20 protein-coding genes, 1 pseudogene and 1 riboswitch are annotated in these 22,115 nt (G+C 54.8%); of the genes and pseudogenes, 15 read left to right on the top strand and 6 right to left on the bottom strand.

All coding sequences use genetic code 11. The features are described from left to right. The first annotated feature begins 4 nt into the window (after window positions 1-4). The 4 genes from EGO56_RS06490 (at window position 5) to EGO56_RS06475 (ending at window position 4,695) form a co-directional block, all read left to right on the top strand. Window positions 5-1,015, top strand: a complete 1,011-nt coding sequence (locus EGO56_RS06490; RefSeq protein ID WP_135908072.1) for a Zn-dependent oxidoreductase — start codon at window positions 5-7, stop codon at window positions 1,013-1,015. 81 nt (window positions 1,016-1,096) lie between these two features. After that, window positions 1,097-2,380, top strand: coding sequence for an MFS transporter (locus EGO56_RS06485; protein WP_033733262.1), 1,284 nt, complete (start codon window positions 1,097-1,099; stop codon window positions 2,378-2,380). 67 nt (window positions 2,381-2,447) lie between these two features. After that, window positions 2,448-3,908: a mannitol dehydrogenase family protein gene (locus EGO56_RS06480; protein WP_135908070.1), complete on the top strand. Its 1,461-nt coding sequence runs from the start codon at window positions 2,448-2,450 to the stop codon at window positions 3,906-3,908. Window positions 3,909-4,008: 100 nt separating this feature from the next. Then, the gene (locus tag EGO56_RS06475) at window positions 4,009-4,695 is read left to right on the top strand and encodes a GntR family transcriptional regulator (RefSeq protein ID WP_135908068.1); all 687 of its coding nucleotides are present in this window, start codon (window positions 4,009-4,011) and stop codon (window positions 4,693-4,695) included. A gap of 51 nt (window positions 4,696-4,746) precedes the next feature. Here EGO56_RS06475 and thiD read toward each other — a convergent pair whose 3' ends face one another. After that, window positions 4,747-5,547, bottom strand: coding sequence for a bifunctional hydroxymethylpyrimidine kinase/phosphomethylpyrimidine kinase (gene thiD, locus EGO56_RS06470; RefSeq protein WP_135908066.1), 801 nt, complete (start codon window positions 5,545-5,547; stop codon window positions 4,747-4,749). Beyond that, window positions 5,534-6,331 (bottom strand): hydroxyethylthiazole kinase, encoded by a 798-nt coding sequence (gene thiM / locus EGO56_RS06465; protein ID WP_135908064.1) that lies wholly within the window; start codon window positions 6,329-6,331, stop codon window positions 5,534-5,536. Before thiM ends, thiD begins: the two co-directional genes overlap by 14 nt. Before the next feature lie 34 nt (window positions 6,332-6,365). Further along, window positions 6,366-6,462, bottom strand: a riboswitch (TPP riboswitch). Between the two features lie 558 nt (window positions 6,463-7,020). On the opposite strand from thiM, the gene EGO56_RS06460 reads away from it, so the two are divergent. The 3 genes from EGO56_RS06460 to EGO56_RS06450 are packed head-to-tail and all read left to right on the top strand — an operon-like array spanning window position 7,021 to window position 9,273. Continuing rightward, window positions 7,021-7,491, top strand: a complete 471-nt coding sequence (locus EGO56_RS06460; RefSeq protein WP_135908062.1) for a PAAR domain-containing protein — start codon at window positions 7,021-7,023, stop codon at window positions 7,489-7,491. Next, complete coding sequence (locus EGO56_RS06455) at window positions 7,491-8,870, top strand: PAAR domain-containing protein (RefSeq protein WP_135908060.1); 1,380 nt, start codon at window positions 7,491-7,493, stop codon at window positions 8,868-8,870. Before EGO56_RS06460 ends, EGO56_RS06455 begins: the two co-directional genes overlap by 1 nt. After that, window positions 8,851-9,273, top strand: a complete 423-nt coding sequence (locus EGO56_RS06450; RefSeq protein ID WP_135908059.1) for a hypothetical protein — start codon at window positions 8,851-8,853, stop codon at window positions 9,271-9,273. Before EGO56_RS06455 ends, EGO56_RS06450 begins: the two co-directional genes overlap by 20 nt. A 44-nt stretch (window positions 9,274-9,317) precedes the next feature. Here EGO56_RS06450 and EGO56_RS06445 read toward each other — a convergent pair. After that, a pseudogene (locus tag EGO56_RS06445) lies at window positions 9,318-9,985 on the bottom strand (site-specific integrase); the annotation flags it as partial. Window positions 9,986-10,251: 266 nt separating this feature from the next. On the opposite strand from EGO56_RS06445, the gene EGO56_RS06440 reads away from it, so the two are divergent. Beyond that, window positions 10,252-10,449: a hypothetical protein gene (locus EGO56_RS06440; protein WP_135910534.1), complete on the top strand. Its 198-nt coding sequence runs from the start codon at window positions 10,252-10,254 to the stop codon at window positions 10,447-10,449. Window positions 10,450-10,546: 97 nt separating this feature from the next. Further along, window positions 10,547-11,506, top strand: a complete 960-nt coding sequence (locus EGO56_RS06435; protein ID WP_135908057.1) for an AEC family transporter — start codon at window positions 10,547-10,549, stop codon at window positions 11,504-11,506. Window positions 11,507-11,560: 54 nt separating this feature from the next. On the opposite strand, the gene ahpF is transcribed toward EGO56_RS06435, so the two are convergent. After that, window positions 11,561-13,129: an alkyl hydroperoxide reductase subunit F gene (ahpF, locus tag EGO56_RS06430; protein ID WP_095706887.1), complete on the bottom strand. Its 1,569-nt coding sequence runs from the start codon at window positions 13,127-13,129 to the stop codon at window positions 11,561-11,563. A gap of 71 nt (window positions 13,130-13,200) precedes the next feature. Beyond that, window positions 13,201-13,764, bottom strand: coding sequence for an alkyl hydroperoxide reductase subunit C (gene ahpC, locus EGO56_RS06425; RefSeq protein WP_135908055.1), 564 nt, complete (start codon window positions 13,762-13,764; stop codon window positions 13,201-13,203). Between the two features lie 234 nt (window positions 13,765-13,998). Between ahpC and EGO56_RS06420 the strand changes: the two genes are divergently transcribed. After that, window positions 13,999-14,454, top strand: a complete 456-nt coding sequence (locus tag EGO56_RS06420) for a GNAT family N-acetyltransferase (protein WP_013358497.1) — start codon at window positions 13,999-14,001, stop codon at window positions 14,452-14,454. Here the strand turns inward: EGO56_RS06420 and apbC are convergent. Further along, a complete protein-coding gene (gene apbC, locus EGO56_RS06415; RefSeq protein ID WP_033733277.1) occupies window positions 14,451-15,563 on the bottom strand; it encodes an iron-sulfur cluster carrier protein ApbC in 1,113 nt (370 codons plus the stop codon). The genes EGO56_RS06420 and apbC overlap by 4 nt on opposite strands. A gap of 177 nt (window positions 15,564-15,740) precedes the next feature. Here apbC and metG point away from each other — a divergent pair, with 177 nt between their 5' ends. The 5 genes from metG to EGO56_RS06390 all read left to right on the top strand — a co-directional run bounded on the left by metG (window position 15,741) and on the right by EGO56_RS06390 (window position 22,056). Next, entirely contained in the window at window positions 15,741-17,774 is a 2,034-nt protein-coding gene (gene metG, locus EGO56_RS06410) for a methionine--tRNA ligase (protein WP_135908053.1), read from the top strand. 226 nt (window positions 17,775-18,000) lie between these two features. Beyond that, entirely contained in the window at window positions 18,001-18,393 is a 393-nt protein-coding gene (locus EGO56_RS06405) for a CidA/LrgA family protein (RefSeq protein WP_095706884.1), read from the top strand. Then, window positions 18,386-19,078 carry a CidB/LrgB family autolysis modulator gene (locus EGO56_RS06400; RefSeq protein ID WP_135908051.1) on the top strand — a complete coding sequence of 231 codons (693 nt, stop codon included), beginning with the start codon at window positions 18,386-18,388 and terminating at the stop codon, window positions 19,076-19,078. The genes EGO56_RS06405 and EGO56_RS06400 overlap by 8 nt, the downstream gene beginning before the upstream one ends. 120 nt (window positions 19,079-19,198) lie before the next feature. Beyond that, complete coding sequence (gene cdd / locus EGO56_RS06395) at window positions 19,199-20,089, top strand: cytidine deaminase (RefSeq protein WP_135908049.1); 891 nt, start codon at window positions 19,199-19,201, stop codon at window positions 20,087-20,089. A gap of 269 nt (window positions 20,090-20,358) precedes the next feature. Beyond that, entirely contained in the window at window positions 20,359-22,056 is a 1,698-nt protein-coding gene (locus EGO56_RS06390) for an NAD-dependent malic enzyme (RefSeq protein ID WP_013358503.1), read from the top strand. Window positions 22,057-22,115 lie beyond the last annotated feature (59 nt).

Raw genomic sequence — 22,115 nt, 5'->3', positions numbered from 1 at the left:
ACCCATGAAAAGCGTAGTAATTGAACAGCCAGGTGAACTGGTGGTTGCTGAACGTCCACTGCTACAACCCGCGGCGGGCGAAGTCCGGGTTAAAGTGGCCTATGCCAGCATCTGTGGCTCTGACGTGCATATCTGGCACGGTCATAACCCGTTCGCGAAATATCCGCGAGTGATTGGTCATGAATTTTTTGGCGTGATCGATGCGGTGGGTGACGGTGTCGACGCGGCACGACTGGGCCAGCGCGTCGCAGTCGATCCGGTGGTAAGCTGCGGTCACTGCTATCCCTGCTCGGTGGGCCGTCCGAATGTCTGTACCACCCTGCAGGTAATTGGTGTGCACCGCGACGGCGGCTTCAGCGAGTATGCGCTGGCCCCGGCTAAAAATGCCTGGCACCTGCCGGACGCGATTCCCGATAAGCTCGCCAGCCTGGTCGAGCCTTTCACTATCGCAGCCAACATCACGGCGTTTATCAAGCCGCAGCCGGATGATGTGGCGCTGATTTATGGTGCCGGTCCGATGGGGCTCACTGCCATTCAGGTGCTGAAGGGCGTCTATCAGGTGAAAAAGGTGATGGTCGTGGATCGCCTGCCGGAACGTCTGGCGCTGGCTGAGCAGAGTGGTGCCGATCAGCTGTTTGATAACAGCGAAATCCCGTTAGCGGCTCAGCTTGAAGGCGTGCAGCCCACGCTGATTATCGACGCGGCCTGCCATCCCGCCATTCTGGCAGAAGCGGCCGCTCTGGCCTCACCGGCCGCGCGCATCGGTCTGCTGGGCTTCTCCGGCGAACCGTGCAGCATTACCCAGCAAAGCCTGACCAGCAAAGAGCTGTCGCTGTTTACCTCACGTCTTAACAGCAACCGCTTCCCGCATGTAATTGAATGGATGGAAAAGGGGTTAATCCAGCCAGAGAAGCTGGTCACCCACTACTTCCCGCTGCAGGAGATTGAACGCGCGATGACCCTGTTCGAAAAAGATCCGCGCACCTGCTGCAAAGTGATCCTTCAGATGGGTTAATGCCCGCTGAACACCAGGTGTCCTCTGCCGGTGTGTACCCGCCGGCATAATTAAAAAGATAAAACAGATCACGGAGTTTGTATGTTCAAGAATCTGCGCTGGACCCTCGTTTTGCTGCTGTTCCTGGTTTACATGATCAATTACCTCGATCGTGTTGCCCTGTCCCTGACCGTACCGCTGGTTGAGAAAGATCTGGCGATTAATGCTGAGCAGTTCGGCATGATCTTCGGCAGTTTCTTCTTCGGCTACGCCCTGTTTAACTTTGTCGGTGGCCTCGCCACTGACCGCTATGGCCCCAAAATCGTGCTGGCCGTGGCCGTGGGTGCCTGGTCCATTTTCTGCGGTATGACCGCGCTGGCTACCGGCTTCTGGTCGCTGCTGATCCTGCGAGTGCTGTTCGGCATGGCTGAAGGCCCGATCTGCTCTTCGGCTAACAAAGCGATTAACGGCTGGTTCCCGAAAAAGCAGGCCGCCACGGCGATGGGCTTACTGAGTGCCGGATCACCGCTGGGCGGCGCGGTAGCCGGTCCAATCATCGGCTATCTGGCGCTGGCCTACGGCTGGCGTCCGGCCTTTGTGATCGTCTGCTGTATCGGTCTGGTATGGATGGCGTTCTGGCTCTTCTTTGCCGCTGATAATCCGGCGAAGAGCAAACTTGTCACCGAAAAAGAGCGCCTGCTGATCGATCGCCTGAAAGCCACCAGCCCGAATGACGAGGTCGACCTGTCTGAAACGCCGCATCCGTTTGGTTACTACCTGCGCCAGCCGATTATCCTGGTCACGGCGTTTGCCTTCTTCTGCTACAACTACATTCTGTTCTTCTTCCTGAGCTGGTTCCCGGCTTATCTGGTGCAGGCGCACGGCCTGGATATCAAATCGATGAGCATCACCACCATGATCCCATGGATCGTCGGTTTCGTTGGCCTGGCGCTGGGTGGCTGGATCTCTGACAGAATCTTTAATATCACCGGCAAACTGTTGTTGTCCCGCAAAATTGTGCTGGTGGTCTCACTGCTGGCAGCCGCAATTTGTGTGGCACTGGCGGGTACGATAAAAGAGGTGGTTCCGGCCGTGATGATGATGTCGGTGTCCATTTTCTTTCTCTACATCACCGGCGCGATCTACTGGGCGATTATTCAGGATGTGGTGCACAAGAGCCGTATTGGCAGCATCAGCGGTTTTATCCATCTGGTGGGGAGCCTCTCCGGCATCATCGGGCCGATCGTCACCGGCTTTATTGTTCAGCACACCGGTAAGTTCGATAGCGCCTTTATCCTGGCGGGTTGTGTCGCCGCGCTGGGGGCTTTCCTGGTGCTGTTCGTGATTCGCAGTCCAAAACCTGAAGATAAACCGGTTTCGGTCTGAGTGTTGTTCCGCTAACAGAATGATGATTCTGGGGCGCTTTGCGCCCCGTTTGCCATAAGGACGGACTATGTTACAGATTGATCGCCTGCCCGCTGAGGTCCGGCGCCCCGCTTACGACCGCAGCCAGTTAAAAACCCGCATGGTGCATATCGGTTTTGGTGCGTTTCATCGCGCCCATCAGGCACTCTGCAGCGATAAGCTGGCTGAACAGGGCAGCGACTGGGGATACTGCGAAGTGAACCTCAACAGCGGCGCGCTGATTCAGGCCCTGCGTGAGCAGCATCTGCTCTATACCCTGACAGAGATGGCCGATGATTCCCTGCACACCCGTGTGATTGGTGTCATCACACAGGCGCTGCACGGCAAAAGTGACGGTATTGAGGCGGTGATTAACGCCATGAGTCAGCCTGAAGTGGCGATTGTCTCCATGACCGTTACCGAGAAAGGCTATTGCCATCAGCCCGCCAGTGGCAATTTAAATCCCGATCATCCCGATATCGTCCATGATCTGCAGCATCCGGATGCGCCGCGCTCGCTGCCGGGTCTGATTCTGGCAGCGATCCGCCGCCGCCGTGACCAGGGGTTACCTGCCTTCAGCGTGATGTCCTGTGACAACATGCCGGAAAATGGTCACGTCACCCGTAATGTGATTGTGCAACTGGCCCGACAGCAGGATCCGGAACTGGCAGAGTACATTCAGCAGCACATGACCTTCCCCTCAACCATGGTGGATCGCATCGTCCCGGCGATGACCGATGCGGCGTTTGCGGCCCTGAGCGCGCGCCTGGGTTCCAGCGACCCGGTTGCGGTTGAAGCGGAACCCTTCTTCCAGTGGGTGATTGAAGATAACTTCGTCAATGGTCGTCCGGCGTGGGAAAAGGCGGGCGCAGAACTGGTCAGTGATGTCCTGCCCTATGAAGAGATGAAACTGCGCATGCTGAATGGCAGCCACTCTTTCCTGGCGTACCTCGGCTTCCTGGCAGGTTATGAGTACATCAGCGACTGCATGGCCGATCCCCATTTCCGTGCCGCCGCCCGTTCCCTGATGATCGATGAGCAGGCACCCACATTGCGCACCCAGGGCGTGGATCTCAATGCCTATGCCGACTCGCTGATCGCCCGTTATGAAAACCGAGCGATTAAACATCGCACCGGACAGATTGCCACTGACGGCACACAGAAACTGCCACAGCGTATGCTCGACAGCCTGCGCTGGCACCTGCAGCGCGGCAGTGACTGCGATTTGCTGCTGCTGGGCGTAGCGGGCTGGATGCGCTATGTCGGTGGCGTTGATGAACAGGGCCAGCCGATTGAAATCCGCGACCCGATGAAAGCGCAGCTTGCAGAGTGCGTTGCCGCCAGCGAGGAGGGTGAGGCTCGCGTACGGGCATTACTCGCCATCCGCGAAGTCTTCGGCGAGGATCTGGCGCAGAATGGCGACGTGGTCGCCCGGCTGACGGCCTGTTATCAGCAACTCACCACCCAGGGCGCACGAGCTACAGTGCATCAGTACCTGAACCGCAGCTAATGCTGCGGTCACAAAGCACTGGCGCAGGCGCAGTACCCTGATTAGACTGACACTTTCCCATCGTGCTGGCCTGTGCCAGCCGTAATATGGATATTGCTGCATGTCGATCGCCTATACCATTACTACCAGCGAACCGGTAAATCAGCAGATTTACCGTTATCTGCGCAAAGATATTGTCACCTGTGCAATTCAGCCAGGTTCGCTGCTCTCTGAAAAAGAGGTCTCCGCACGCTTCAACGTTTCGCGCCAGCCGGTGCGTGAAGCGTTCATTAAGCTGGCTGAAGCCGGACTGGTACAGGTATTGCCGCAGCGCGGCACCTTCGTGCGCAAAATCTCCGCTAAGCGTGTCGCGGATGGCCGTTTTATCCGTGAGGCGGTGGAAGTGTCAGTAGTGCGGCGGGCAGCGGTGGAGATTGACGATCCCGCCCTGATGGCGCTGGAACACAATCTGCAGTTGCAGCGCATTGCCGCCGGGCGGCATGACAGCCAGGCTTTCCTCACTCTGGACGATGAGTTTCATCGCCTGATCGCTGAAAGCATTGACTGCAAGCTTGCCTGGGAGACGGTGGAAAACATAAAAGCGGCCATGGACCGGGTGCGGTTTCTGACGCTGAGTGAAGTCTCACCCCCGGAGAGGCTGATTGAGCAGCATGAAGAGATTTTTGCCGCGCTGAAGCGCCATGATGCCGATGCCGCCGAAGCGGCGATGCGCCGTCACCTGCAGGAGATGATCTTCTCAATCACCCCGATTGCCGAGCGTAACAGCGCCTGGTTTGAAGCGCCCTGAAACTGAAACTGCCCGCACCGCCTGAATACCAGCCGATGCGGGCCTTCGCCGTCACCACCATTGGTGAAAATGGTGCACCGGTCCAATCCCCTTCCCGACCTCCAGCGAATCCGCCTGTAACAGCGCCTGCTGCAACCAGTTTTTCGCTTCCTCAATCGTCTCTGCCCAGTCAGCATGGCGCGGACGTAATGCGGCTAAGGCGGCCGACAGCGTGCAGCCGGTGCCGTGCGTATGACGGGTATGCACGCGTGGCGTGCTGAATCGCTGTTCCGCTGAGTGAGTAATCAGCCAGTCCGGACTCTCCGCCGCCGCCAGATGACCGCCCTTCATCAGCACCGCCTGACAGCCGAGTGCCAGCAAGGCCCGCCCCTGCTCGCGCATCTCTGCCTCATCGGTGGCGATAGCGCAATCCAGCAACGCCGCCGCTTCCGGCAGATTTGGGGTGATGAGCGATACCTGCGGTAATAACCGCTCCCGTACGCTGGCCACGGCGTCTGGCGAGAGCAGCGCATCGCCACTTTTCGCGACCATCACCGTATCCAGCACCACAAACGGGATCTCTGCACGCCTCAGCCGGGCCGCAACCTGTTCCACAATGGCCGTTTCAGAAAGCATGCCGATTTTTGCGCTGTCGATACGCACGTCATCCAGTACCGAATCGAGCTGGGCGGCAACAAAATTCGGTTCAATGCGATAAACCGACTGCACGCCCTGCGTGTTCTGCGCCACCAGCGCGGTAATCACACTGGTGCCATAAGCACCCAGGGCAGAGAAAGTTTTCAGATCGGCCTGAATGCCTGCGCCACCGCTGGGATCGGTACCGGCAATCGTCAGAGCATTAATGCGCTTCATGCTCCACCTCCAGCGTCCAGAGTGCATCAATAAACGCGGTGGCAAAACTGCCCGGCCCGGACGCCTGCGCCGCTGCCTTATCCCCCGCCAGGGCCATGACCTGACAGGCTGCCGCCACATTCATCAGCCGATCGCCCGGCAGAGCACTGAATCCCGCGACCACGGCAGAGAGCGCGCAGCCGGTGCCGACCACCCGCGTCATTAACGGACTTCCACCGCTTATGGCGAGGATTCGCTGACCGTCGGTGGCATAGTCCACTTCTCCGGTGACAATGACCAGCGTGTGCCAGGTCTCAGCGAGTTGCTGTGCCGCATCGAGTGCTGCATCCGCCTGATGCAGCGTATCAACACCGCGCCCGCCACTGGCCTGCTGCGCCAGCGCCAGAATCTCTGACGCATTGCCGCGAATCACCGCTGGTTGCTGGCTGAGCAGTTGCTGACAGAAGTCACTGCGCAACGTCAGCGCGCCGACGGCTACCGGATCGAGTGTCCAGGGGGTACCCGCCTCTCTGGCGGCGCTCACAGCAGCCTGCATCGCCTGCTGACGCTCACGGGTTAAGGTGCCGACGTTAATCAGCAACGCATCGGCAAAGCGGCTGAACTGTGCCGCTTCGTCAGCATCGATCACCATTGCCGGTGAGGCATTGAGTGCCAGCAGGACGTTGGCAGTGAAATTCTGGACCACGTCATTGGTCATGCAGTGCACCAGCGGTGACTGACGGCGGAAAGTGTGCAGAACGGGCGCGAAGTGCGCAGCAGAAAGGTGTTGAGATTGATGTGTCATCGTAGCTCCCAACCGGCGAACAAGAAGGCGAATGCGGTCAGGCATCAGACTTCCCTACGCTGGCATTATCCAGATCAGGTAATACGGGTATTTCTCAGCCTTCACAAAGAAGGGCACCCCGAGTCGTGTTGATTGAATCTCTATATTTTTGCCAGATTAGGAGAAGTTGCTTACTGATGCAAGCCGACCCTTCAAGCTATTGCTTGTTCACCGTGAAAATACCTATCCCCCCTTTTTGACCTCAACCCCAGAGAATTAAAAAGGAGCAGATATTCCTTTGATGCTTTCACCGTCTGTACAGGCAACGCCCGGTGAATGACAAGCTACCCGAACAGATCCGCGACTAGCATAAAGCAAAGAATGGGATCCATAACCTAACAGGTGCAGCCTGTAACATCATTAAGAAAGTACGGGAGGGTAAGCCTCCCTTAAAACTTATTAACGTTCACGGGATCCTCGAAGCTCCGAGCTCTCAATATTAGCACCTGATAGTTAGCAATTGTCGACATAAAAACCGGAAGTGCCCAAAATGCAGGTTTGATAGTTCAGTCAATCATACAAAGCATCGCCCTATCCACTAACTTTCAATTTCGAAATGCAGTTTCGCTTACGTCTGATTCTTGTTGCGCATGTAGCCATTGTTTGTAAAATGACCATCGTGATTATTTCCATAACAAGTAAAGGGACTTATGAAGCAATACACCAACGAGATCACGCCTGAACTCCGGGAATCCTCTTCACAGCCACTCTACGACGAAGATTTTTTACCAAACTTTGGCAGCAAAACACATGAAGAGTTTGAACAGTTCAACAAACAAGCTAGCCGCCCGGTAACTTACATTTTCCGATTCGCTGTAGTGGGAAGCGTTACCCGCAACGGGGGAGTAATCCGCAATGCTACGGGAGGTAGTACGGCTGGCGGTTATAAGATGGCACGAGTTGGTGATAAAGTTGTTTACGCTGACGGCAGTGAAGCCACTATTATTTCCGGTGCTGGTGAAGCGCGTATTATGCATGGCGCATCTGCTGCACTGGTTGGCAGTATGCTTGATAATGGCGATGAAATAATCTCCACACCACAATCCGGCAGCAGACTGGTTTTCCGTGAAGGTGACACACTCCCGAAAGGATTCTTAACCATGCAAGGGATTAAGCACTAATGGGGGTCAAAGGTTACTTTTTGTTCAGAGGTGATAAGACTGTTTGCGGCGGAAGAATCCTCGAAGGTTGTACCGATCACCAATTTTTCGATAAAGACATGGCGTGCGAAGGTCATAAAGTTTCCTGCGGCAAACATCCAGGCCATTACCGTATTTGCGGCGGGCTTAATGACGATGACATACATGGTAAAAAGATTGCCGGAACACTGGACAGTTATAGCTCCTGCCCCTGCAAATCGAAGTTCGTTCCTTCAAACTGGGATGATTATTATGAACTGGTTGGAGAACCAACCGTAACGCACACCGATCTATCTCACCTCGTCAAAATGCCTGTACTACCAGGGCCGATTGAGCCAGCACCAGAACAACACGCCCAGACAGCGAAAAAGAAAACAGGTATTGATGCAGGTTTTGCCGTTCTCCCCTATGGAGGGACTACAGAGGCCTGGCAGCGTCTGCTATTCACTGAGAACCCACCAGCCGGAGCAAAGGAACTATTCGCCACGCTTAACGGTGCTGACCAAAGCTATAAAGCCGGTTCTATAATGCTTCTGGTTCATCCCGATCAGCAGGATGACGAACAGATCGCCCACATGGAGAATGCTAAAACGCGAGTTGATGCGGCATTGGCACCATTGACGCACAAGGAAGCTAACTTCCTACATAAGCATTACGCTACCATAGCTAATTTTACTAGCTACGCTGATACAGGAATTGGCCTTGCTGCTGATCCTGTTGGAAAATACTTTGAGAGTATCGAAAAAATACTCAAAGAGATCCAGGAAACATATAAAAACACCTACATAACACGTGGTGCATTAATTGGTGAACAATTTTATGTCCGACGTAGCCAGTTTTTTAAAGAGCTTGAATCCATACTCAAAGTGAACTTCCTGAATAAGGCTATGAAATTCGGAGAGTATACCAAAATAAAAAATGCGCTTGGCCTGTCCAGTAGCTCTATTACCCACAAATGGAATGAAACGGGGATTAGTGACATTGAAGGTTATGCAACCCACATCGAAAAGGCAGCTAAATACGTAAAAGCAATGCGTTACACTGGTTATTTGGGCATTGGTTTTAGCGGACTCCATTCTCTTAACGAAATCCATGAGGCATGTTCTGTTGGTCGCGAAGCTGAATGTACTAAGAAAAGGTATACTGAGATAGGTAGTTTTGCTTTGAGTACGGGAGTTGGTGTTGCCGCTGGTTATTTAGCAATACCTCTTTGTATAGCTATCGGCATTGGTACTGCTGGTGCTGGAGGGCTTGCTTGCTCTGTGATCGCTGGGGCTGGTTTAGGCTATGTCGGTAGTAATGCAGGTGGCGCATTCGGTGAATGGGGTGGAGAAGAGTTGTATGAAACTATCGGTAATTGATTTTATAATTATGCATCGAAACTCTATTGGATTGGTATTGTGTTTATGTCTGATACTCATAACAATTATTTCTATTATTTACAATTACATTTCGAAAAATAAATTCATTACTCTCTGCTCGCTATTTGTCGATAAATTTGGAGCAAGACCAGCAGAAGTTTTAATTTATCAGGATGGGGGGTTCTTTTTCTCGTTTATGCGTGATGCATTCTTTATTAAAGCGTTATACTTTAAAGAAAACTCATTCCATACGCGAGGAATGGATAATGAACAAATTCGATTTATTAAAGAACTTCCTAATCAGTACACCGATTGGTTACGGGTAAAAGTGCGACTTTCCATTGTCGGTATTATTTTTCTATTCATGATGTTATCAGCTTTCTATTTACCACCATTCATTTAACGGAAATAAAATAAATAGCCAAGCACAGAACTTGGCTATTTTATTCACTCCCAATCAATACCATCAATTACATAAGAAACTGAGGATAAGGGAAACTTATGCAAATAGCGTTTAGTGATCCCTCCGCTTTTTTCGTGACCTACGGTTTGCTGTAGGTGCAGAATGTTTTTCACCCAACCAGCTATTGCCGAAGAGCAAACCCTATGACGAATGGAATTCAGCAACCACCGTTTTCCGTAGTCATCCAGATACAAAACTCAAGCTGATCACGCAGATCAGCAAACACTTTGTCGATCTGAGTCATGTTCGTACCTGCCACTTCGGAGAAAATTCGATCTTTCCATTGGCGATCAACGTATTCTATTACTCCCCGTTCGATCAATTTAGGGTGGCGACTACCTGTCTTGCAGCATTCTCCGTCTTTCCTTTGCCCTCCCTGGGCGATCAGGAGATGGTAGCGCTGGGTATCTTTGTCGAATTTAATTTGTGACTTCTCTATCTTAGCGATCTCACCTCTTCTTGCTTCCGTGTATGCCAATACAACGTGATCCATCTTTACCGCACTATACGCGCCGAATCTTACTTTCGATGATGCTGGCACAAAGCCATCAGTTGGCGACTTAGACACAATGTCTTAGCGTTCAGTGATAGATATTTTGAACAGTGATTTGTAAATCTTGAGATGCTTGTGGCGTGCTGCGAAAGCAAGCAGTGACCGTCCCGGGAATGTTCACCGCTGAACCCATTCACATGATCCCGATCAACGCTTAGCGGGGCAAAAAAAGGCTTAATGCTGCGGGCCTCAGGGATACCTCTTTATAGGTATATTCAATCTACTAACCTCAGGAAGGCTATTTCCCATAGTTTCAACGATCGCCCCATAATAATTAACCTGCTCGCAGCGTCATCGTAAAAAACACCACATTTCATGGAGTTAACAACTCCTGAAACGGAACTTCATACTATTCAGGATGTATGATGCGATTATCAGCGCTTATTCCTCACCGCCATCGATGGCAGGATATTATTATTGAACGTCGGGGTGCTATCGCGCCAAATGGCAGATCTTATCTTTCCACCTATATTTCCGCGCACTGTTCGGGCTGCGGCGAAATCATTCATCGCGTCTATTATCGCGATATCAGTGACCAGCAGGCACGCCGCTGGTTAGGCTAGCGTCCCTGCTGCACTCAATCCGGACACCGTTATAGTTAACAGTTAGTTAGCAATTTGTTAGTCTGGTAACTAATCATCGTCTGACCAGACTCTCCCTATGCCACTGCTGTTTGAAAGCCTTAGCCATCAAATTTATCTGTCAGCTCCGCTGTTTATCCTGATTTTGCTTGGATACTGCCTGACGCGCCTCGGAAAATGGCCCGCCAGCATCAGTGAAGGGATGAACCGCTTTGTGTTTAACGTCGCGCTGCCCTGCATGCTGTTTCGGGTGATGAGCACCTTCTCGCAAAGTCCGCCGGTGGATGCGCGTCTGCTCCTGGCCTTCTTCGGCAGTTGCCTGCTGGTGTTTATCGTGGGGAGAGTGCTGGCAACAAGGCTGTTTAATCTGGATGGCGTGGCGGCTTCGGTCTTTGCCCTGGGCGGCATCTTTTCCAACAACGTGATGCTGGGGATCCCGGTAGCTACTGTGCTGCTCGGGCCAGAAGCCCTGCCCCCGGTGGCGCTGGTGCTGGTGTTTAACAGCCTGATCCTCTGGACCTTACTCACCGTTTCGGTCGAGTGGGCGAAACAGGGCAGCTTCTCGCTGCAAGGCGTGTGGCACACCCTGACTGGCGTGCTGAAGAATCCGCTGATCATCGGCATTCTCAGCGGAACGGCCTGGAGTTTTCTGCAACGTCCTTTGCCGATGCTCGCCGCGGAACCGTTAAAGATGCTGGCTTCACTGGCCGCGCCCCTGTCGCTGGTCACACTGGGCATGAGCCTGGCGCACTATCGGGTGCGGGATGGACTTAAAGAGAGCTATACCATCTGCCTGCTGAAGCTGGTCCTGCAGCCGATGACGGTATGGGCGATTGCCTGGCTGACCGGCTTGCCGCCGCTGGAGAGTAAAGTGGTGGTATTGCTGGGGTCGATGGCGGTCGGAGTTAACGTCTATCTGATGTCGCAGAAGTTCAATGTCATTCCTGGCCCGGCGGCGGCGAGTATGCTCTTTTCAACGGTATTTGCGGCGGTGACGACGCCAGTATGGATGATGCTGATGACGCTGGCGGGCTATTAATAAAAAAGCCCCTCAGCATGGATGCTGAAGGGCTGTTGTCTGGCTGACGAAACGTTATTCAGCCGACTTAGTACGGATCAGATAGTCAAATGCGCTCAGTGAGGCTTTGGCACCTTCGCCGCTGGCGATGATGATCTGCTTGTACGGCACGGTGGTGCAGTCACCCGCAGCGAACACGCCTTTCAGGCTGGTTTCGCATTTACCATCGATAATGATCTCACCCATTTTGTTGCGCTCAACCGCGCCTTCCAGCCATGGGGTGTTCGGCAGCAGACCAATCTGAACGAAGATACCGGAGAGCGGCAGCTCGTGGGTGGTCTGCGTCGTACGGTCAATATAGTGCAGGCCGGTCACTTTAGTGCCGTCGCCTTTCACTTCGGTGGTCTGCGCGTTCAGGATCACATCCACGTTCTTCAGACTGCGCAGTTTATCCTGCAGCACCTGGTCGGCACGCATCTCACCGGCAAACTCCAGCAGCGTAACGTGTTCAACGATACCCGCCAGGTCAATAGCCGCTTCAACACCGGAGTTACCGCCACCTATCACAGCCGTGCGCTTGCCTTTGAACAGCGGGCCATCGCAGTGCGGGCAGTAGGTCACGCCTTTGGTGCGGTACTCTTCTTCACCCGGCACACCCATGTTACGCCAGCGTGCGCCGGTCGCCAGGATGATGCTGCGTGATTTCAGTACTGCGCCGGAGGCGGTTTCGATGGCGTGCAGTCCGCCCTCTTTCGCCGCCGGAATCAGTTTGATGGCGCTCTGGCTTTCGATGACGTCCACGTTGTAATCATCAACGTGTGCGCGCAGTGCACCTGCCAGCTTTGCCCCTTCGGTTTTCGGCACGGAGATATAGTTTTCGATATCCACCGTGTCCAGCACCTGGCCGCCAAAACGCTCGCCCAGCAGACCGGTACGGATACCTTTACGTGCTGAGTAGACCGCTGCCGCTGCGCCCGCCGGGCCGCTGCCGATAATCAGGACTTCATAGGCGTCACGCTTGTTCAGCTCTTCCGCCGCGCGTTTATCGGCGTTGGTGTCTACTTTGCTGACGATTTCCGCCAGGCTCATGCGGCCCTGACCAAACTCTTTACCATTCAGGTAAACCGCTGGCACGCCCATCACGTTGCGTTCCTGAATCTCATTCTGGAACAGGCCACCATCGATAGCGGTGTGGCTGATGCGCGGGTTAATCACCGCCATCAGGTTCAGCGCCTGAACCACGTCAGGGCAGTTATGGCATGAGAGTGAATAGTAAGTTTCGAAATGGAAGTCACTGTCCAGCGCCGCGATCTGATCCAGCAGGCTCTGTGCTTCTTTCGAAGGATGCCCACCGGTCTGTAACAGTGCCAGCACCAGTGAGGTAAATTCGTGACCCAGTGGAGAACCGGCAAAACGCGGGCCGCTGTTCGAACCTGGGTTAGTAATCAGAAATGAGGGCTTACGCACCTGACGATCGTTCTCTTCGCGGAAGCTGACTTTGTCAGACAGGCCGGCGATATCAACCAACAGTTCACGGATCTCGGTTGATTTTGCACCCTCATCCAGGGTGGCGATCAACTCAACAGGTTTGGTTAATTTCTCAAGGTAAGCCTTGAGCTGCGTCTTCAAATTTGTGTCGAGCATAGTGATATCCTGGTCAAAAAATCGGGTGCCGCAGCACCCGATTGGAGAATGGTCGAAAGGGCGAAGCGGAATTAGATTTTGCCAACCAGGTCCAGAGACGGAGCCAGTGTTGCATCACCTTCTTTCCATTTAGCCGGGCACACTTCACCTGGGTGAGAAGCCACGTACTGAGCCGCTTTCACTTTGCGCAGCAGGTCAGAGGCGTCACGGCCAATGCCTTCAGCAGTGATTTCGATAGCCTGGATAACGCCTTTCGGGTCAACGATGAACGTACCACGGTCAGCCAGGCCTTCGTCTTCACGCATAATTTCGAAGTTACGGGTCAGCGCGCCAGTCGGGTCACCGATCATCGCGTACTGAATTTTCGCGATGGTGTCTGAAGAACCGTGCCAGGCTTTGTGGGTAAAGTGGGTGTCGGTAGAAACGGAGTAGATATCTACGCCCAGTTTCTGGAATTCTTCGTAGTGGTCAGCCACGTCGCCCAGTTCGGTCGGGCAGACGAAGGTGAAGTCAGCTGGATAGAAGAAGAACACACTCCATTTACCTTCAACGTCTTTCTCGGTTACGTCGATGAATTCGCCGTTTTTGAATGCTGCGTTTTTGAACGGCTTGATTTTGGTATTGATAATAGACATCTGTGGCCTCCGTTAAAATATGTGATGCAGGTTACATAATTTTCGGGCCAACATCTAATATGCGGTCGTTATCAATCTGATAAACGAAAGCTATCAAACGCTGAGAGCCTGATGCTCTCTGGCCCGGCAGGCAGTGTACAGCGATTTACATGACATTTAACCCGCTTTATCTTTTCGCCCGTCTTCACGAATCACTGCTAGTTTTGTAAGACACGATGATAAGGGAGCTGACCTGTGGAGATTCGTCCGTTTACGGAAGCCGATCGTCCTTTCCTGCGTACGCTGTTTCTGGCGGCGCGGCGACACAACTGGCGCTGGCTCGACGGCAGCGAGTGGCAGCTGGAAGATTTTGATGGAGTGATTCTGGGGGAAACCGTGCTGGTCGCGGAAGCTGAGGGACAGCGCGTCGGATTTGCGGGGCTGCTGGAAAACGACAACTTCCTGCACAGCCTTTATGTCGATCCTGACTGGCAGGGACGCGGCGTGGGCAGCGCTTTACTTGAAGCCGTTGAAGCTCGCTTTACCTCAACCGGCGCGCTGAAGTGCCTGCAGAAGAACAAAGCGGCGCAGGCCTTTTACCTGCAACATGGCTGGAAGATGATTTCACAGGGCGAAGGCGAGCACGGCGGCTACGTGTTGATGCACTACCCGCTGGCCTCACACTATGCCAGCGGGTCGGGTCGGGCTTAAAGCGCGCGGAAGGCGATGTCGCCGGGGATCACGTCGCCCTGCCAGTAAAGCTGAGCCGCAACGCGTCCGGCCAGCTGGCGATAGAGCGCGGTAAACTCGCTGTCGGGACGGCGAATTACCGTCGGTTCACCTTCATCAAGATCTTCACGCAAATCGATGTGCAGCGGCAGCTGGGCCAGCAGCTGCGTCTGGTAATCCTCCACCAGTTTCTGCGCGCCACCGGTGCCGAAGATTGGCTCGTGGAAGCCACACTGACTGCAGATATGCAGGCTCATATTTTCCACCACGCCCAGCACCGGCACATTGACCTTTTCAAACATCACCAGCCCTTTGCGGGCATCAATCAGGGCGATGTCCTGCGGCGTGGTCACCACCAGCGCACCGGTGACCGGTACATTCTGCGCCAGCGTCAGTTGAATGTCGCCGGTGCCGGGCGGCATATCCAGCACCAGATAATCCAGCTCCGGCCACATCGTCTCATTCAGCAGCTGCATCAGCGCCTTGCTGGCCATCGGCCCGCGCCACACCATCGCATTGTCGTCCGTCACCAGATAGCCGATGGAGTTGGTGGCCAGACCGTGTGCCATAATCGGCGCCATATGGGTGCCATCCGGCGAGGTCGGGCGTTGATCCTGGGTGCCGAGCATGTTCGGCACTGACGGGCCATAGATATCGGCGTCCAGAATCCCCACCCGTGCGCCTTCTGCTGCCAGCGCCAGCGCCATGTTTACGGCGGTACTGGATTTACCGACGCCGCCTTTGCCGGAGCTGACCGCAATAATGTTTTTGACGCCGTTCACACCCGGCTGGTTTTTCACCCGCTTCAGGGTGGCAATATCGTGGCTGAGCCGCCAGTCGATGGCACTGGCGCCGGTCTGACGCAGCAGGTCGGCGCTGACCTGTTCTTTGAGGTCGTCGAACCCACTGGCCCAGGCAAACGGCATCAGCAGTTCAACATGCAGCGTTCCATCCAGCTGCGCCACATGATGCAACGCCTTCAGGGCGGTGAGATTCTGCTTAAGGGTCGGATGCTCAAAGCTTCTCAATACGCCGGCCACGATGGCGCGCAGGCCCTCTGGCGTATGCGGTTCCCGGGATTGTACTGTCATCCCCTGCTCCTTATTTCTGCTGTGCTTACGCTGTGTTTCAGCGATGTATTGTCAATGATATCAGATGCTCGTGGATCTGCGGCGACTGGCAGGGGTGAATCCCTTGTGTTTACGCAGGAGAAGCCTTCAGTTACCATCTAAGCCCGTTTTTTCAATCAACAGAAAGCTACGCAAACTATGACTCAAGTCGCTAAAAAAATTCTGGTAACGTGCGCATTGCCTTACGCGAACGGATCAATCCATCTCGGCCACATGCTCGAGCATATCCAGGCAGACATTTGGGTGCGTTATCAGCGAATGCGTGGCAATCAGGTTTACTTCATCTGCGCCGATGATGCGCATGGCACGCCGATCATGCTGAAAGCTCAGCAGTTAGGCATTGCACCGGAGCAGATGATTGCAGAGATGAAAAGCGAGCATGAAGCCGACTTTGCCGGTTTCAATGTCAGCTATGACAACTATCATTCGACTCACGGCGACGAAAACCGTGAGCTGTCTGCGCTGATTTACGGCCGTCTGAAAGAGAACGGTTTTATTAAGAACCGTACTATTTCCCAGCTTTACGATCCGGAAAAAGGGATGTTCCTGCCGGACCGTTTTGTGAAAGGCACCTGCCCGAAATGTAAGTCGCCTGACCAGTATGGCGACAACTGTGAAGTCTGCAGCGCGACCTACAGCCCGACCGAGCTGATCGATCCGAAATCAGTGGTATCCGGTGCGACGCCAGTCCTGCGCGACTCCGAGCACTTCTTCTTTGATCTGCCGTCCTTCAGCGCCATGCTGCAGGCCTGGACCCGCTCCGGGGCGCTGCAGGATCAGGTGGCGAACAAAATGCAGGAGTGGTTTGAATCGGGCCTGCAGCAGTGGGATATCTCCCGCGATGCGCCCTATTTCGGCTTTGAAATTCCGGACGCGCCAGGCAAATATTTCTACGTCTGGCTGGATGCGCCTATCGGCTACATGGGCTCGTTCAAGAACCTGTGCGACAAGCGCGGCGACATCGACTTCGACGAATTCTGGCGTAAAGACTCGACGACCGAGCTGTATCACTTCATCGGTAAAGATATCGTCTACTTCCACAGCCTGTTCTGGCCAGCGATGCTGGAAGGCAGCAACTTCCGCAAGCCAAACAACCTGTTTGTACACGGCTATGTCACCGTCAACGGTGCCAAGATGTCGAAGTCGCGCGGCACCTTTATTAAGGCCAGCACCTGGCTGCAGCATCTGGATGCCGACAGCCTGCGTTACTACTACGCGGCAAAACTCTCTTCACGTATCGACGATATCGACCTGAATCTGGAAGATTTCGTCCAGCGCGTGAATGCTGACATCGTTAACAAAGTGGTTAACCTGGCGTCACGTAACGCGGGCTTTATCACCAAACGCTTTGACGGCAAACTGGCGGCTGAACTTGCCGATCCGGGGCTCTATCAGACCTTCGTTGATGCGTCAGAGAAGATTGGTGACGCCTGGGCAGCACGCGAATACAGCCGTGCTATCCGTGAAATCATGGCGCTGGCTGACCTGGCGAACCGTTATGTCGATGAACAGGCTCCGTGGGTGGTGGCGAAGCAGGAAGGCCGTGATGCCGATCTGCAGGCGATCTGCTCAATGGGTATTAACCTGTTCCGCATTCTGATGACCTGGCTGAAGCCGGTACTGCCGTCACTGAGCGCCCGTGCAGAAGGCTTCCTCAACTGTGAACTGAGCTGGGATGCGATTGCGCAGCCGCTGCTGGATCATCAGGTTGCGCCGTTCAAAGCGCTCTACAGCCGCATTGAAATGGCGAAAGTCGAAGGACTGATTGAGGCTTCGAAAGAGGATGCCGCTGCCGCCAGTGCACCGGCCGCCACGGGCCCGCTGGCTGATGCGCCGATCGGTGAAACCATCACCATTGATGATTTCGCCAAAGTCGATATGCGCGTCGCGCTGATTGAGCAGGCGGAACTGGTGGAAGGTTCGGACAAGCTGCTGCGTCTGCAACTCGACCTGGGCGGCGAGAAGCGTCAGATCTTCTCAGGTATTCGTGCCGCCTATCCTGATCCCGCCGTGCTGGTCGGTAAAATGACTATTATCGTGGCTAACCTGGCGCCGCGTAAAATGCGCTTTGGTATCTCTGAAGGCATGGTGCTGTCAGCGGGTCCGGGCGGCAAAGATCTGTTCGTGCTCTCCGTCGACAGCGGTGCTGTGCCGGGTATGCCGGTTAAGTAATCGCCTGCCGACGCTTAACAGGTTAAGCGCAGTGCCGTTCTGAACCCTTCGCGCCGTATCGCTGGCGCGAAGGGTTATTTTCCCCTTCGCATTCTCACCGCTACTGCCCCGCTTCCTTCTGCTGAAACGCTTTGCCCGTTGCTGCTACTCCGCGGCATAAATGTGATCGCTAGCACGCTAAGCGGTTAATGCGTATGATGAAGCTCAGTGAAAACAGGAGCCTGCCATGCTCACCGTGCTGTCTGTCTGCGGACAATATCTTCGCGCCTTTATCATCATTTATCTCTGCTTATACGCTGGCATCGGCATCGCTTCGCTGCTGCCCATTAAGCTGCCTGGCAGCATCCTGGGAATGCTCATTCTGTTCGCCCTGCTGGCGTCGCAAATCCTGCCGGTCAGTTGGGTAAAACCGGGCTGTCATCTGCTGATTCGCTATATGGCGCTGCTGTTTGTGCCGATCAGCGTCGGGGTGATGAGCTACACCGATATCCTCACCGCACAGTTTGGCCCGATTGTTGTCTCCTGTGTGGTCAGTACTTTCCTGGTGCTCTCTATTGTCGGCGTCAGCGCCCACCAGCTTCACAGCCGCCGTCCAGCCGGAGAGTCAGCCGATGAGTGACATGTGGTGGTCACTGCCACTGACGCTGGCGGCCTTTTTTCTGGCGCGCAAGCTGGCGGTACGGCTGAAAATCTCGCTGCTTAATCCGCTGCTGGTCGCGATGGCGATGATTATCCCGATCCTGCTGCTGTTGCAGCTTCCTTACTCACGCTATTTCGCCGGCAGCCAGATTCTTAATCAGCTGCTGCAACCGGCTGTAGTCGCGCTGGCGCTGCCGCTGTATGAGCAGATGCATCAGATTCGTGCCCGCTGGAAATCGATTATTGGCGTCTGCTTTATCGGCAGCCTGACCGCCATGATCTCAGGCACCGCCATTGCCCTGTGGATGGGCGCCACGCCTGAAATTGCCGCCACCATCGTGCCTAAATCCGTGACCACGCCCATCGCGATGGCCGTCTCCGGCTCGCTGCACGGCATTCCCGCCATCAGCGCCATCTGCGTGCTGATTGCGGGTGTACTGGGTGCGGTATTCGGACACACGGTGCTGAATCTGCTGGGCGTGAAATCGAAAGCGGCACGCGGACTGGCAATTGGCAATGCGTCGCATGCGCTGGGCACCGCGCGCGCCGCGGAACTTGACTATCAGGAAGGGGCATTCAGCTCACTGGCGCTGGTGATCTGCGGCATCATCACCTCCCTGCTGGCACCCTTTATTTTTCCGCTGCTGATGCACTGGTTTGGCTGAAAGTTTGCGAGAGATCTCGCAAAGTTGAAACATGCAACACAGGTTACATTGTCAGAGCGATGTGGATCACATATAAACCGGTGACTGGCACATCGCCCTGCTGAATTTAATGAGGCTCACATGCATTCCCGTTTCCTCTCTGCTTTTGAGGCACTGCCGTCAACGCTGCAAACTGCAATCGCTCCCCTGCTGGACGATCCTGACTTCCACGCGGTACTCAGCGCCGACCAGGTCGCCGCACTGCAGCAACAGACGCAGATGAATGCCGATGCGCTGGCGCTGGCGCTGTTGCCGCTGGCGGCGTCCTGCGCGGTAGCGACGGTGTCGCATTTCAACGTCGGGGCGATTGCCCGTGGCGTCAGCGGCAACTGGTACTTCGGCGCTAATATGGAATTTGTCGGCACCCCGATGCAGCAGACGGTTCACGCTGAGCAGAGCGCCATTACCCATGCATGGCTGCGCGGTGAGCGCCAGCTTGAGACCATCACCGTTAATTACACGCCGTGCGGTCACTGCCGTCAGTTTATGAACGAGCTGAACAGCGGCACCAGCATTCGCATCAGCCTGCCGCAGCGTGCCACCAGCACTCTGGCCGATTATCTGCCGGATGCGTTTGGCCCGCGCGATCTCAACATCACCACCTTCCTGATGGACGAAGTCGATCACGGCTATGTGGCCGAAGGCGATGAGCTGGTGCAGGCTGCAGTTGCCGCCGCCAATGCCAGCCACGCGCCCTACAGCCAGTCACACGCCGGTGTTGCGCTGCTGACCGCGGATGGCAGGATTGTGGCTGGTCGTTATGCGGAAAATGCCGCGTTTAACCCGAGCTTCCCACCGCTTCAGGCGGCACTGGTCCTGCTGAACATGCAGGGCGGCGATGTTCGTCAGATAAAAAAAGCGGTTTTAGCTGAAGTAGAAAATGCCACGTTAAGCCAGTTCGCCGCCACGCAGGCGACGCTTGAGACATTTGGTTGCGGTGAGCTGCTGCAGGTGACGCTGAACAAAGCATAACCCGCTGTCAGAGAGGCCACAGTTTTGTGAGCTTTTATTAACAAACGCTGTACTTCTGTGGGAAATTTCATAGGATCTGGCGCCAGAATTCACGTCATTACAAATTACTCTGAATAATTCAGGTTGCAGGATAGCAGCACGGTCGTGACTGTTTCTGCAGCGGTTACCCTGCCGCTGCCGAACCTGCAGTCTGAGCTATAACGGGTGAGAAAACTGGCGCTACCTTTCCGGCGTGACGCCAGACAACACTGCAACCGGAGCATTACCGCATGGAACTCGACTACGAAAGTAAACGCCCGCTGTACATTCCTTATGCTGGCCCGATTTTGCTGGAATTTCCCCTGCTGAACAAAGGCAGCGCCTTTAGCATCGAAGAACGTAACGAATTTAACCTCAACGGTCTGCTGCCAGAAGCGGTGGAATCGATTGAAGAGCAGGCGCAGCGTGCCTGGCGTCAGTTCCAGGACTTCAAAAACAATAACGATAAGCATGTCTACCTGCGTAACATCCAGGACACTAACGAAACGCTGTTCTACCGCCTGCTGGATAACCATCTTGAAGAGATGATGCCCATCATCTATACGCCCACCGTCGGCGCAGCCTGCGAACACTTCTCTGAAATCTACCGTCGTGCGCGTGGCGTGTTCATCTCCTACCCTAACCGCGACCGCATCGAAGATATGCTGCAAAACGCCACCAAGCAGAATGTGAAGGTGATTGTGGTGACCGATGGCGAGCGCATCCTGGGCCTGGGCGATCAGGGCATCGGTGGGATGGGTATCCCGATTGGTAAGCTGTCACTCTATACCGCCTGTGGAGGCATCAGCCCGGCTTACACCCTGCCGGTGGTGCTGGATGTCGGCACCAATAATCAGCAGTTGCTGAACGATCCGCTCTATATGGGCTGGCGTCATCCGCGCATTACTGGCGAAGAGTATGACGAGTTCGTGAACGAATTTATTCAGGCCGTTAAGCGCCGCTGGCCGAAAGTACTGTTGCAGTTTGAAGATTTTGCCCAGAAGAACGCCATGCCGCTGCTGAACCGCTATCGCGATGAAGTCTGCTGCTTTAACGATGATATTCAGGGCACCGCCGCCGTTACTGTCGGCACGCTGATTGCCGCCAGCCGCGCAGCCGGTAGCCGCCTGTGCGAGCAGAAAGTGGTGTTCCTGGGTGCCGGTTCCGCGGGTTGTGGTATCGCTGAACAGATCATCGCGCAGATGAAATCAGAAGGGCTGAGCGACGCGGAAGCCCGTGGCCGGGTGATGATGGTGGATCGCTTTGGTCTGCTGACGGACAAACTGCCTAACCTGCTCGATTTCCAGAGCAAGCTGGTGCAGAAGAGCGAAAGCCTGCAGCACTGGGATGTGACCAATGATGCAATCTCGCTGCTGGATGTGGTGCGTAATGCGCAGCCCGATATTCTGATTGGTGTTTCCGGCCAGCCGGGTCTGTTCACCGAAGAGATCATCCGCGAGATGCACAAGCACTGTAAGCGCCCTATCGTAATGCCACTGTCGAACCCGACATCACGCGTGGAAGCGACGCCAGCCGATATTATCGCCTGGACTGACGGTGCTGCGCTGGTCGCAACCGGCAGCCCGTTCTCGCCGGTGAGCTGGAACGGTAAAACTTACCCGATTGCGCAGTGCAACAACTCCTACATCTTCCCAGGCATTGGTCTGGGTGTGATTGCCGCAGGTGCCAGCCGTGTTACCGATACGATGCTGATGACCGCCAGCCGCGCGCTCGCCGACTGCTCTCCGCTGGTAAACGAAGGCGAAGGCCCGGTGCTGCCTGAGATTAAAGATATTCAGGGCGTGTCGAAAATCATTGCGATGGAAGTGGGTAAAGCCGCTCAGCTGGCCGGTGTCGCCGTGGTGACCTCAGAAGATGTGCTGTCACAGGCTATCGCCAACAACTTCTGGCTGCCGCAGTATCGTCACTATCGTCGTACCTCGATTTAATCTTCCCGCTGCCGGATCGCCCTTGATCCGGCAGTGTTCAAAAAGAGTACAGCCAGCCG

The sequence above is a fragment of the Pantoea vagans genome (assembly GCF_004792415.1).
GTDB lineage: Bacteria > Pseudomonadota > Gammaproteobacteria > Enterobacterales > Enterobacteriaceae > Pantoea > Pantoea vagans.
Note: the sequence above shows the minus strand (reverse complement) of the source record. Positions and strands in the feature narration are given on the sequence as shown.